Raw genomic sequence first — 12,664 nt, 5'->3', positions numbered from 1 at the left:
AAATAACGTCTTATTTCTCAGCCGCCATAGCGCGGAATGAATCTTCTGCTGCAATCAGCGTAGCGTCGATATCTGCATCTGTATGTGCTGTCGTTAGGAACCAAGCTTCATATTTCGAAGGGGCGAGGTTAATCCCTCGGTTCAACATGTGACGGAAGAAGCTACCGAACAATTCGCCATCTGTATCCTGTGCCTCATCGTAATTCGTAACTGGATGCTTACAGAAATGAGTAGAGAATGAACCACGGATGCGGTTAATCGTCAGTGGAATGCCATGACGGTCAGCAGATTCCTGGAGTCCATCGACGAGGCGAATCGCAAGACGTTCCATCTCATCGTATACGCCTTCTGCGCTCAGCACTTCCAGACAGGCAATCCCTGCGGAAATGGAAGCAGGATTTCCCGCCATTGTTCCCGCTTGGTATGCCGGTCCTAGTGGGGCTACTTGTTCCATCACATGCTTACGTCCGCCGTATGCGCCGATCGGTAGGCCGCCGCCGATGATTTTGCCGAGTGCTGTAAGGTCAGGGGTAATGTCTTCATGGTTATCCAGTCCTGCATATGTCTGTGTGGAACCATAGTGGAAGCGGAAGGCCGTAATGACTTCGTCATAGATAACGAGGGAGCCGTTAGCATGAGCCAGCTTGCAGAGCCCTTCGAGGAATCCCGGCTTCGGCATCACCATACCGAAATTACCGACGATCGGTTCAACCATTACAGCGGCGACATCTTCGCCCCATTTCTCCAGTGCCTCTTGCAGGCTTTCCAGATCATTAAAAGGAACAGTGATTACTTCCTGTGCAATACTGCTAGGAACGCCGGCACTATCTGGAATACCAAGCGTAGAAGGCCCGGACCCTGCTGCTACAAGCACCAGATCAGAATGACCATGGTAACAGCCAGCAAATTTTACGATTTTGCTGCGCTTTGTATAAGCACGAGCTACACGAATGGTAGTCATAACCGCTTCGGTACCGGAATTGACGAACCGCACCTTATCCATCGAAGGAATGGCTTCTTTTAGCATTTTCGCAAGTTTGATTTCGAGCTCAGTTGGAGTTCCGTAAAGAACACCATTTTCTGCTGCTGTAGTAATTGCCTTCGTTATATGCGGGTGAGCATGGCCGGTAATGATCGGTCCATACGCTTGGAGATAATCGATATATTCATTGCCATCTACATCCCAGAAGTGAGATCCACTGGCACGTTTCATAAATACAGGTGCTCCGCCCCCAACGGCTTTGAAAGAACGGGAAGGGCTATTTACACCTCCAACAATATGTTGAAGGGCTTCGTGATAAAGTTGCTCAGATGTGGAACGATTCATAATGTGATCATCCTTTCGATTGTTGGTGCTCATGGCAACGGGCGAACAACGGTGTTTCCGCTGTCCGCCCGTATTATACCATTGCCTGTAGTGTCTACTTGTGAACGTTGCTTGTCAGATCTTTATTGAGTTCCGCTAGTACTACTATTTGAAGTAGTTTCTGATGAAGGTGATGGTGTAGGCGTTGGCTCAGGACCATTTAAGGTATCCTGCACAAATTCCCTTAACTTATTTTCACTGCGAATGCCGATAACCTGTGATCCGTCACTTGTAGTTTCCTCTTTGAGCAGATCCATCGGCGGAATTTGCTCACTACCGCCCATAGTACTGTCGTACCCGACGGTTGCCAGCTTCCACATATCATTTACTGACAGATTGGTTTCGATATAAGGCGTAACTTGAGACAGGATACTCGGCAGCTTGATTATGGATGTGGTCTGGATCAGTTTGTCAGCCACAACCTTGAGAAATGCACGCTGGCGCTCGGTCCGAGTGAAGTCGGAGGTAGCGTCATGCCGAAAACGTACATATTGCAGAGCTTTATTACCGTCGAGATGCTGATATCCTTTTTTAAGATCAATGTCATATTCGGGACCATCTGCAATGGTCTTGTACACCATGTCTTTCTCGACTTCATAATCTACACCACCAACGGCATCTACTAGCTTGATGAATCCTTGGAAGTCCGTGTAGACATAATATTGAATCGGGATGCCGAGCAGGTCGCTTACAGTCTGCATCGCCGTGTTAGGCCCATAAATGATAGCTGAATTAATACGTTTTTCTCCGTGATCTGGAATCGGAACGTAAGTATCTCTAAGAATTGAGAATACGGTGATTTTCTTCTTCACGGGATCAAGTGAGGCGACGAGCATTGTATCGGAACGAGGAATTCCCCCCTTCTTGACACCGCGGGCATCCACGCCCATTAGTAGTATATTAACAGGCTCTGTACCTTCCCACTTTGGAGGTTCTGGCGTGTCAACATCAACAGTCTCGGCATTTTTAAATGGTGAATCCTCGGTGTTCGACATGCTGCCAAGCTCATTGACAATGGAAGTAAAGTAATAAATGGCTCCACCGATAATAAGTAAGAGTATAATGGCCAGTGTCCAAAGCAGAGGTTTCTTTTTTGACTTACCAGTCTTTGCGTGCCTTTTCTTTCTAGGTGGCATTTCTCGTTCTTCCTTTCGCATTCACATTCTCTACATTATAATTTCTTTTGGGGATACGCGCAATTCATGCTCGATCCTCCAATATCAAGAAGGAGTGGATATAACTTGAACGTAGTTGCTATTGGACAAAAAGTACCGAATTTCACCCTTCCGTCCTCTACTGGACAAGAGGTTAGTTTAAGTGATTACTTGGGCCGAAAGGTCATTGTATACTTTTATCCTAAAAATATGACACCAGCCTGTACGCAGGAGGCCTGCGAATTCCGTGACGCCTATGATCAAATTTCTACGCTTGGTGCGGTTGTTCTAGGCATCAGCCCAGATCCCTTGGCGTCGCATATCCGATTTACGGAGAAGAATAGTCTGCCATTTCCACTGTTGTCTGATGAAGATCATAAGGTTAGTGAAATGTTTGGAGTATGGCAGCTTAAGAAGCTTTATGGTAGAGAATTCATGGGCATTGTACGTTCTACTTTTTTGATTGATGAGCAGGGGATCTTACTTCAAGAATGGCGGAAAGTACGAGTGAAAGGTCATGTAGCATCCACCATAGCAGGGATTTCCAAATCATAAAGTTTGTTAATAACTTTTTGTAAAAGTCTGTTACATTTTTAACAGCTTTCATTAGGTGTTGTCATGATATAGTTTCCTCATAATTGCTTCAAATTTGGAGCAAGACGAGGTGGTGTAGTGATCATGCTGCGTATTGGCCTTGATATCGGATCAACGACTGCGAAATTGGTTGTCATAGAGCGTAACACTATTGTTTATCAGGACTATGTAAGACATTATAGCGATATAAAAAAAGCTGCCCTCTCTCTACTAGCTGACGTACAAGTCAGATTTCCAGAGAGAGGAGCAGTCCTTACTGTAAGCGGTTCCTCAGGCTTATCTTTATCCAAACTGGGAGGCGTACCGTTTGTTCAGGAGGTGATCGCCTGTACGAAGGCGATTGGCGAGCTGATTCCAGAATGTGATACGGCGATTGAACTGGGTGGTGAGGACGCCAAGATCATCTATCTCCGGGGCGGCATTGAACAGCGTATGAATACGGCTTGCGCGGGCGGAACGGGAGCATTCATCGATCAGATGGCTTCGCTGCTACAGACCGACCCAGGGGGATTAAATGCATTGGCAGAGAAGCATGAGCGAATCTATCCTATCGCTTCACGCTGCGGTGTATTCGCCAAAAGCGATGTGCAGCCGCTACTAAACGAGGGGGCTCGCCGGGAGGATGTGGCGGCTTCAATCTTTCAGAGTATTGTTAATCAGACGATCAGCGGTCTCGCTTGCGGACGTCCAATTCGTGGACGGGTGGCTTTCCTTGGTGGCCCATTAACCTTCCTGCCAGCTCTGCGTCAGCGTTTTGCGGAGACGCTTGAACTTGCGGAGTCAGATATTCTTTTCCCCGAGCGGTCACAGTATTTCGTAGCGATTGGATCTGCTCTATCCGAAGTAAATCCGACGATCTTGCCTCTCTCAGGTTGGCTCGCGCGAATAGCAGCCGTGGATTTTTCAGCAGATCGGGCAGCAGATGCTGAATTACCACCGCTGTTTGAGAACCCTAATGAGCTTGCTGAGTTCCGGAATCGCCATGGTAAAGCTTCTGCTGCCAGATCAGACCTGGCTGTGTATCGTGGCCCTTGCTATCTGGGGATCGATGCGGGTTCGACAACAACCAAACTCGTATTGACCGGCTCTGCTGACGAAATTCTACATACCTTTTATGGCAGCAACAAGGGGAATCCCTTGTATTCTGTCAGTGAGGCACTGAAGGAAATGTATCGGGTTCTACCGGAAGGCTGTTATATTGCAGGTTCTTATGTAACAGGTTATGGAGAGGGATTAATCAAAGCCGCTTTATGGACGGACGGCGGTGAAGTGGAGACGGTTGCTCATTACAAGGCCGCATCTAAGTTCATGCCGGAGGTAGATTTTATTTTGGATATCGGCGGACAGGACATGAAATGTATCAAGATCCGCGGCGGTGCTATCGACAGTCTAATGCTCAATGAAGCCTGTTCGGCAGGCTGTGGCTCTTTTCTGGAGAGCTTTGCTTCTGCGCTTGGATTAGGTATTGAGGAGTTTGCCAAATCAGCTCTGGAAGCGGTCAAACCGGTTAACTTGGGTTCCCGCTGTACGGTATTCATGAATTCTAAAGTGAAGCAGGTTCAGAAGGAAGGTGCGTCGCTGGCCGATCTTTCGGCAGGTCTTGCGTATTCTGTGATTAAGAATGCCCTGCAAAAAGTAATTAAAATTCGCAACCCTGAGGATTTAGGGCGAAATATTATTGTTCAGGGCGGCACCTTCTATAACGAAGCTGTATTGCGGGCTTTTGAGCGCCTAACGGGGAGAACGGTAGTCAGACCGGATATTGCTGGCGTTATGGGAGCGTACGGTTGTGCACTGATTGCCCGTGAGCAAGCAGGGGCTGACGGAAAAAGCACGCTGCTTGGACCGGAGGAAATAGCAGGCTTTAAGTACGAGGTATCTTCAGGTCGCTGTGGCCGCTGTGGAAATAACTGTGCGTTAACGATCAGTCGGTTCCCGGACAAGAGCTTCTACGTTACAGGCAACCGCTGCGAGCGTGGTGCAGGAGGCAGGAAAGAGAAGAACGTATTGCCAAATTTGATGCAGTATAAGTACGAACGTTTCTTTGATTATGAAGCATTACCAGAGGCAGGTGCAGCACGGGGCACCGTTGGTATTCCACGTACGATGAATATGTTCGAGAATTACCCGTTCTGGTACACTTTTTTCACTAAATTGGGCTACCGGGTGATTCTCTCTCCTAAATCAAGCAAGAAGCTCTACGAAAGCGGGATGGATACGATTCCTTCAGAATCGATCTGCTATCCAGCAAAGATAGCGCACGGACATGTGCAGAGCTTGATTGGTAAAGGCGTCGATTTTATTTTTTATCCTGCGGTGGTGTATGAGAAGAAGGAAGATGAAGCAGCGGATAATCATTTCAATTGTCCGGTGGTCGCCTCTTATCCTGAGGTCATTCGCAACAATATGGATGGGCTTAGGGAAAATGGAATCACGCTGGTCAGCCCGTTTCTGACCTTCGACGATAGATCTGCGTTAACCAAGGGACTCGAGAAGACATTTACGGGGATTCCGAGAGAAGAGATAACGTTGGCTGTGCAGGCAGGACTTGCAGAAGCTGATCGTGCCAAAAGTGATGTGCGAACCAAAGGTGAAGAGACGCTTGCGTATCTTGCCAGCACTGGGAACAAGGGAATACTTCTCTGTGGTCACCCTTACCATGCAGATCCTGAAATTAATCATGGCATAGCAGATATGATTACCGGTATGGGCCTCGCCGTGCTAACAGAAGATTCTGTCTGCCATCTGGACCGAAGTGAAGGGGATGTGGCGGTAGTTAATCAGTGGACCTATCATGCCCGAATGTACCGCGCAGCCCGCCTTGCCGCAGTACGAACCGACCTGGAGCTTGTTCAATTGACATCCTTCGGTTGTGGGATTGATGCGATTACATGTGATGCCGTGCAAGACATTATGGAAAGGCATAACAAAGTATATACGCTGATCAAAATCGATGAGATTAGCAACCTTGGCGCTGCGCGTATTCGGCTGCGTTCACTGATGGCAGCGATGCGCGAACGGGAAAAGGGAAAGGTGCTGCCACAGAAGCCGCCTAAAATACAGGCTAATGTAGCTTTCACGAAGGAAATGAAAGAAACGTACACGATCCTTGCGCCGCAGATGTCGCCCATTCATTTTGAATTGTTTGAGCAGGTCTTCCGCGATGCGGGATACCGTCTCAAGATCCTTGAAACCACTGGACCCGAAGAGACGGAAGAGGGCCTTAGATACGTTAACAATGATGCATGTTATCCCGCTATTGTAACGATAGGGCAGATTCTGTCGGCACTGAAGAGTGGGGACTATGATCCGAATCGTACCGCTGTAATCATGTCACAGACGGGCGGTGGCTGCCGGGCGACGAATTATATTTCTTTGCTCCGCAAAGCCTTAAAGGATTCAGACCTCGAACAGATTCCTGTGATTTCACTGAATGCTTCTGGAATGGAGAACCAGCCAGGCTTCCGAATCAGTCTTAAGCTGGCAAACCGGCTGATCGCTGCGGCTTGCTATGGTGATCTTATGATGCGGTTACTAAATCATTTTAGACCGTATGAGGTCGTTCAAGGGAGTGCTGAACGTTTATTCCGTAAGGGGATGGAGCGCTGTAAGGTCAGTCTAGTCAACTTCTCGTTCCGAGAATACAAACGTCTGATTCGTGAAATTGTCGCCGATTTCTGTAAGCTGCCCGTTACAGGTGTTACTAAACCTAGAGTAGGCATTGTTGGAGAGATCCTGATTAAATTTCACCCGGACGCCAACAACCGCATCATCGAGATGATTGAGGCGGAGGGCGGAGAAGCGGTAATGCCAGACTTCTTAGACTTCATCTTTTACTGCGTGTATAATCCGATTTACAAAGCCGAGCAATTCGGCAAAAGTAAACGACTAGGATATATTAATCCAATGTTGATCTCCTATCTGGAGATTTATCGTAAGCCGATAAAGGTAGCTCTTGAGGATGCCGGACTGGCTAAAGGACGGGAAAATATTTATGGTCTTGCTGAGAAAGCCAGCCGACTGGTATCCGTAGGAAATCAGATGGGTGAGGGATGGTTCCTGACTGCAGAAATGATGGATCTGCTGGATAACGGTGTGAATAATATTACTTGTATTCAGCCGTTCGCCTGCTTGCCCAATCATATTACCGGGCGTGGGATGATTAAGGGTCTTAAGGAGTTATATCCCGGCGCAAATATCGTCGCCATTGATTATGATGCTGGAGTTAGTGTAGTTAACCAAGCGAATCGGATCAAACTGATGATGTCCATTGCCAGCAGTCTGGAAGGAAATAAGGTATCTGATTTAGAACAATCCGTTAAACCGCTGCAGCAGACCCTACTTGAAGGCTCCTATAGTTTGACCTGAGCTTAATAAGGTAACATATAGACGAACTGCCTATAAAAAGCGGACCAAGAATTCACCTGGTCCGCTTTTTTGTGCTGATTATTAGTTCGTTGAAGGAGAGCTGGCTACACCTCTCCACCGTTTCAGATGAGGCAGCTGTTCGGCGAGTAATTTGCGGGCGACATCCTCGTCCATTCCTTCTTGAACCAAGTAGCCTGTACAAATGTCAGACATTTCTTGCAGCGTAATGTCAGGCTGTTTAAATGCTCCATCTTCGTAGCAATATACACAATAATCCTCGATTTTTTGGCCTTCCTTGTTCGTTCCAAGTAAATCTTCCGTAGGCATAGGCATCCCACAGCTTTGACAAAATTTCGGCTCATCTTGAACTTGTCTTACATGCTCTTGTTCCATATACAGCACTCCTTTTAAAAGTACGCGAAGCTTATGAGCAATCGCTTTAAGTACATTATAGAACTATGAATCTGACGACATACCGTCAGGTTTAAAGCGAGGTTGCATATTTTTTGGCAACCCCAAGAGCCAACTCACCAAGCTTCTGACGAATATGTTCCGGCTCTAGCACTTCTAAAGCCGTTCCGAAGCTGAGCAAGAAACCATAGAGCCATCCGTCCTCGGGATAATGGATGGACACGTTATACCCACCATGTCCGTCCGGCTGAAGCTCAGTGGAGTCAAAGCGATCTTCCGCAAGATGTCTCCCTTCAGCTGAGAAGTGCAGAAGGATTGGAGACACTACTGAGGCTGAAGTCACCCGCTGATAATCAGTGCTCCAAGGCAGCTCATGCATGTCCCTATCTTCTCTTATGAATTCCCGCTTTTCTTTAATGAGTCCTTTCATACGATGCAGCTTGAATAATCTGAAATCCTGGCGTTGCAGACAGTAACCATACAAGTACCATGCTTGTCCTTTTAAGACTAAAGTATAGGGCTCGACAGAACGCTGACTGGATTGTCCCTCGGCATTGACATAATCAAAGGCCACAGTTCTGTTTTCTTCCAGCGCCTCTTTTAAAGTTGCGATCTTCTCTTCTAGGATAGGCTGAAGCCCCCAAGGAGAGAAATCGATGATAAGCTGGGTCGTTTTGCTTCGGAAAGCTGCGGTCTGTGAGGGCGGGATTACGCTACTGATCTTCTCCATGAGCAGAGTGTGTTCAGTTCCGCCATAAGAGGAGACGCTTTGCAGAGCGGAGAAAATATCAGCCAGCTCGCGGTCGGTCAATACATTGCGGTCTAACCGGTAGCCTTCCATAAGTCCGATACCACCACCCGATCCCTGATAGGTGACGATAGGAATTCCCGCCCCATTAATGCTTTCAATATCACGATAAATGGTGCGCACGGACACTTCGAACATGTCGGCGAGCTCCTTCGCCTGAATGAGGCGCCGGTTCATTAGTAGAATGACGATAGAGAGCAATCGATCAATTTTCAAAAGGTGGAGCCCTCCTTTTCGGATAATTTCGTTATGTAATGATGTACTACATCTTAGCAAATTCTTGAAGATAAAGCATTGTCATAATGTATTAATTCGATTAATATCTAATTAGATAGTTATATAAATAGATGAAGCGAGGTTTACGATAATGGGTCACCAAACAGCTATTGCAATTTTTAAAGCTCAAAAGGGATATTCACGTCTGTTCACAGCCGGGCTAATCAATGGCATCGGTGATCGTTTTACTAGTGTTGCCGTGCTGGCATTGGTGCTGCAATTAACGGGGTCAGGGATGGCTGTGGGGATATCGCTAGGTGTACGGCTGCTTCCTTATTTGTTTCTGGCACCGCTTGGAGGTGTACTTGGCAGCAAATTCCCTCGTAAATACATTATGATCGCTACGGATGTACTTAGGGTTCCGGTTGCGCTAACCTTTTTGTGGGTAGATGGAGAAGATAAGCTATGGCTGCTATATATGGCGAGTTTTTTACTGGCGGCGGGGGAAGCGATCTACAGTCCTGTTCGTAAATCCTCCATTCCTTTGTTGGTGACCAAAAACTCTTTGTTGACGGTTAATGGACTAGAGCAGCTTATGAGTGGCTGTGTACTTATATTGGGTGCATTGAGTGGGGGGATCGTTTCGATGTGGTTCGGCCCAAAGGCAGCCTTCGTAATGAATGCAATATCCTTTCTGGTCGCAGCGCGCTTAATCTACGGTATTGATCTTCCACAAAATACTAATAGGGTGAATGAAGATAAGAGAAAGATAGACTCTCCTGAAAAAATCAAAACTAAAGTGGACCGTCAGCAAAAGACAAATAAAATGCATGCGCTGTGGATTATAATCAGCGGGAGTATCACGTTACAGGTTATTTTTGGGTATGAGCTGCTTGTTCCGATGCTGAATGGTCTGGATAATGTGCTGATTAGTGTGTATGCAGTACAGGAGTTTCAAGCGGGAGATATAGGAGTAGGGGCTTTTTACGCAGCGCTCGGAATCGGGCTTAGTCTCAGTTTTTTTGCTGGGCGATATGTAACAAAAGGGCTGCTGATTGTTGCGATTGTTGGGCTCATGATTGAAGGATTACTGCTGATGAGCATCAGTATTAGCAATCATTTTGTGATCGCTTTTCTGCTATATATTCTGTTATCTTTTGCCGGAGGGACGGGGAATGCCTGTCTGGATACACTGGTTATGCGAGAGACGCCGTCCACTATGCAACCTGTTATTTTTGGACTGCTGTCAGCAGTGGGAAATACGCTGCTAGGATTATCTATGCTGCTCGCGGGCTGGTTATTAGAATGGGTGGATCCTCGTACACTGGGTTTTGCAGGGGGAGCAGGGTTTTCTGGGATTGCTATATTGCTGGCAGGGTATACGTTTGTACGCAGCAAGAAGAAGGAGACTCAGCGCGCTTAAAAAGAGCGGTAAATCACCGCCCCTTGGAAGGTTTCTTAATCTGCGCCTGAATCTGTGTGGCAGCTTTGCGAGGGAAAAGACGGGCGTGGATGCTTTTGCGGTAGCGGTAAATGATCACAAGAGCTGCTATTCCTGCACCACCAGAAATAATCCAAAGCGCATATGACTCAAACAAATGGAAGATGCCCATCCACTGTGGACCAAACACCTTTCCGATGCTAAGAAACAGTACTACCCAGAATACGGCTCCACTATAAGCATATAGGGCAAATTTACGGAAGGGAAGCGCGATTATACCAGCAAAATAACCAGTGAAGTGCCGTACCCCTGGAATGAAATAACCGATAAAAATTAGAAAGCTTCCGTATTTCTCAAACCATTTCTGTGTTTTTTCTAGCTTAGTAGGTGAGAATAGAAACCATTTGCCATATCGCTGGATAAAGGGCATACCGGCTTTTAATCCGACAAAATAGGTGAGGGTCATCCCAGCTGTGGTGCCTGCAAAAGCAACTACAATTAGCGTAAAGAAATCAAGTCTCCCGGTATAGGAAAGGAAACCGGCAAACGCCATAGTGGTCTCACCGGGAAAGGGTAGGGCAACGAACTCGAGAAGTAATCCAAAGAATAATACGCTATATCCATATTTGGTGAATAAATCTTGTATAAAACTCAGCATTTCCATAAGATTGTCACTCTCCAAGAGGCAGTTGCCTTATTCTATTTTACAGCTTGTCTTCATACAATCTACCAAATGGCTTTTAAGCCAATAGAATGCTGGAGGTAGAGAAGATGAAGGGTAATAAAAGCGCACACAGCCGCCGAAAGTTGATAAGCGGATTGCTCGTTATGGTTGTGATATTCATCGTTATGCTCGGATGGAGTATAGGGAAAAACTTGAATTCATGGGAGCTCCAATCCTTGCAGCCCGCTAGCGCGGAGTCTGTATCTGTTAAGAATAAGCTTACCGCAGCGGCGATGCAAGATTTGCCATCTGCAGTAGAACCCCTCGCTTCTGCATCTCCGGAAGTGCACTCCTCTTCAAGTGCGGCCCTTACTGTGACTCAACTCCCTCAAGCTAATGGGGTAGATAAAATATCCAAGGTTTCGGCAACGAGTTCTGTAATCACAGCAGCCAAAAAATCTAAAAAAACAGTCTATATTACATTTGACGACGGACCTAGCGATAACACCTTCAATGTACTTGAAATTTTACATCAGGAAGGTGTGAAGGCAACCTTTTTTGTCCTTGGTAATCAAGCGAAAAGCCATCCTGAGCTCATCGATTCCATATGGGAACAGGGCCATGCCATTGGCAATCATACCTATAATCATAATTACCATGATTTATATAGTGGATTCACGGAATTTTGGAATCAAATTAAACAGACTGAAGAGATTGTTCAGGGGATTACAGGGGTTCGTCCACAGCTTATCCGCGCCCCAGGCGGAACCTATGATCATTTTGATAATACCTACTTCAATTTATTGAAGCAAGCAGGTTATAAGGTGATGGATTGGACGGTGGATAGCGGCGATTCTAAACGGAAAGGCGTGCCAGCTTCAGAAATTTTGAAGGAATCCACAATGGATATGAAGTCTTCCCAGGTTATTTTGCTGTTACATGACGGGGGCGGTCATCAAGAGAGCGTCAAAGCGCTGCCGGACATTATTGCACGCTATAAGGCGGCTGGATACGACTTTGGCCTATTGGATGAAACGGTAGAACCGGTACAATTTAGAGTCTCTTCCAAAGCCGCTAATTTGGGGCGGAAAAAGCCCTCAGAAGCTTGGGTCGCCTCAAATATCACACCGAATGCAGAGCTCTTTGCACCTGGAAAGCCATTGGTTCTTGAGGTCGGAAAGCTGGAGACGAAGCTGAATCCCGGGGAATATTCCGTGCGAAATGGACAGTATATGGTTCCACTTCGTGCTGTAATTGAACGGCTTGGAGGGCAAGTTAGCTGGGATGTGAATAGCCGAAGCGGAGAAATAGATTGGAACGGGAAAGCGGTTATTGCCGATGTAATGAACAAACAATTGATTCTAAACCATCCTGATAACGGCCAAAAGACAATCGATGCGAGGGTAGAAATGATTGGTGGATCGATCTGGGTATCGCTACGAGAACTGCTGGAGACAACAGGCCATCCTCCGACTAATATAAGCGTTACTGAAGTAGAACGCCGAGTAAAAACATTCTGAAGGAAGAGTTGAGGCTGTCTAGTAAAAAGAAAAAACAAATGTCTGGGCACCCTTTTTCATGGGAAGAATAGATAGTAATAAGTTCCTGAGCTGGGAACAAGTCTATGACCAAAGGATGGGTG

Annotated in this window: 9 protein-coding genes; 4 read left to right on the top strand and 5 right to left on the bottom strand. The window is 46.7% G+C overall.

The features are described 5' to 3' along the window. Positions 1–10: 10 nt before the first annotated feature. Together CA598_RS16180 and CA598_RS16175 are read right to left on the bottom strand one after the other, a co-directional pair. Positions 11–1,327 carry a glutamate-1-semialdehyde 2,1-aminomutase gene (locus tag CA598_RS16180; protein ID WP_094870710.1) on the bottom strand — a complete coding sequence of 439 codons (1,317 nt, stop codon included), beginning with the start codon at positions 1,325–1,327 and terminating at the stop codon, positions 11–13. Positions 1,328–1,449: 122 nt separating this feature from the next. After that, on the bottom strand, positions 1,450–2,502 hold the full coding sequence (locus CA598_RS16175; protein ID WP_094877183.1) for an LCP family protein: 1,053 nt from the start codon (positions 2,500–2,502) through the stop codon (positions 1,450–1,452). 105 nt (positions 2,503–2,607) lie between these two features. Between CA598_RS16175 and bcp the strand changes: the two genes are divergently transcribed. After that, a complete protein-coding gene (gene bcp / locus CA598_RS16170; RefSeq protein WP_256989846.1) occupies positions 2,608–3,075 on the top strand; it encodes a thioredoxin-dependent thiol peroxidase in 468 nt (155 codons plus the stop codon). Between the two features lie 123 nt (positions 3,076–3,198). After that, on the top strand, positions 3,199–7,482 hold the full coding sequence (locus CA598_RS16165) for a 2-hydroxyacyl-CoA dehydratase (RefSeq protein WP_094877182.1): 4,284 nt from the start codon (positions 3,199–3,201) through the stop codon (positions 7,480–7,482). Between the two features lie 81 nt (positions 7,483–7,563). On the opposite strand, the gene CA598_RS16160 is transcribed toward CA598_RS16165, so the two are convergent. Continuing rightward, a complete protein-coding gene (locus CA598_RS16160) occupies positions 7,564–7,875 on the bottom strand; it encodes a zinc ribbon domain-containing protein (RefSeq protein ID WP_094870706.1) in 312 nt (103 codons plus the stop codon). A gap of 91 nt (positions 7,876–7,966) precedes the next feature. Continuing rightward, positions 7,967–8,917, bottom strand: coding sequence for a helix-turn-helix transcriptional regulator (locus CA598_RS16155; RefSeq protein WP_094877181.1), 951 nt, complete (start codon positions 8,915–8,917; stop codon positions 7,967–7,969). A gap of 151 nt (positions 8,918–9,068) precedes the next feature. On the opposite strand from CA598_RS16155, the gene CA598_RS16150 reads away from it, so the two are divergent. Continuing rightward, positions 9,069–10,340: an MFS transporter gene (locus CA598_RS16150; RefSeq protein ID WP_094877180.1), complete on the top strand. Its 1,272-nt coding sequence runs from the start codon at positions 9,069–9,071 to the stop codon at positions 10,338–10,340. 13 nt (positions 10,341–10,353) lie between these two features. Here the strand turns inward: CA598_RS16150 and CA598_RS16145 are convergent, their stop codons facing one another. Then, positions 10,354–11,022 (bottom strand): DedA family protein, encoded by a 669-nt coding sequence (locus CA598_RS16145; protein WP_094877179.1) that lies wholly within the window; start codon positions 11,020–11,022, stop codon positions 10,354–10,356. Positions 11,023–11,129: 107 nt separating this feature from the next. Here CA598_RS16145 and CA598_RS16140 point away from each other — a divergent pair, with 107 nt between their 5' ends. Beyond that, on the top strand, positions 11,130–12,542 hold the full coding sequence (locus CA598_RS16140; RefSeq protein ID WP_094877178.1) for a polysaccharide deacetylase family protein: 1,413 nt from the start codon (positions 11,130–11,132) through the stop codon (positions 12,540–12,542). Positions 12,543–12,664 lie beyond the last annotated feature (122 nt).

Source organism: Paenibacillus sp. VTT E-133291 (genome assembly GCF_002264395.1).
Classification (GTDB): domain Bacteria; phylum Bacillota; class Bacilli; order Paenibacillales; family Paenibacillaceae; genus Paenibacillus_AQ; species Paenibacillus_AQ nitricinens.
This window is presented reverse-complemented; position numbering and strand designations above follow the sequence as displayed.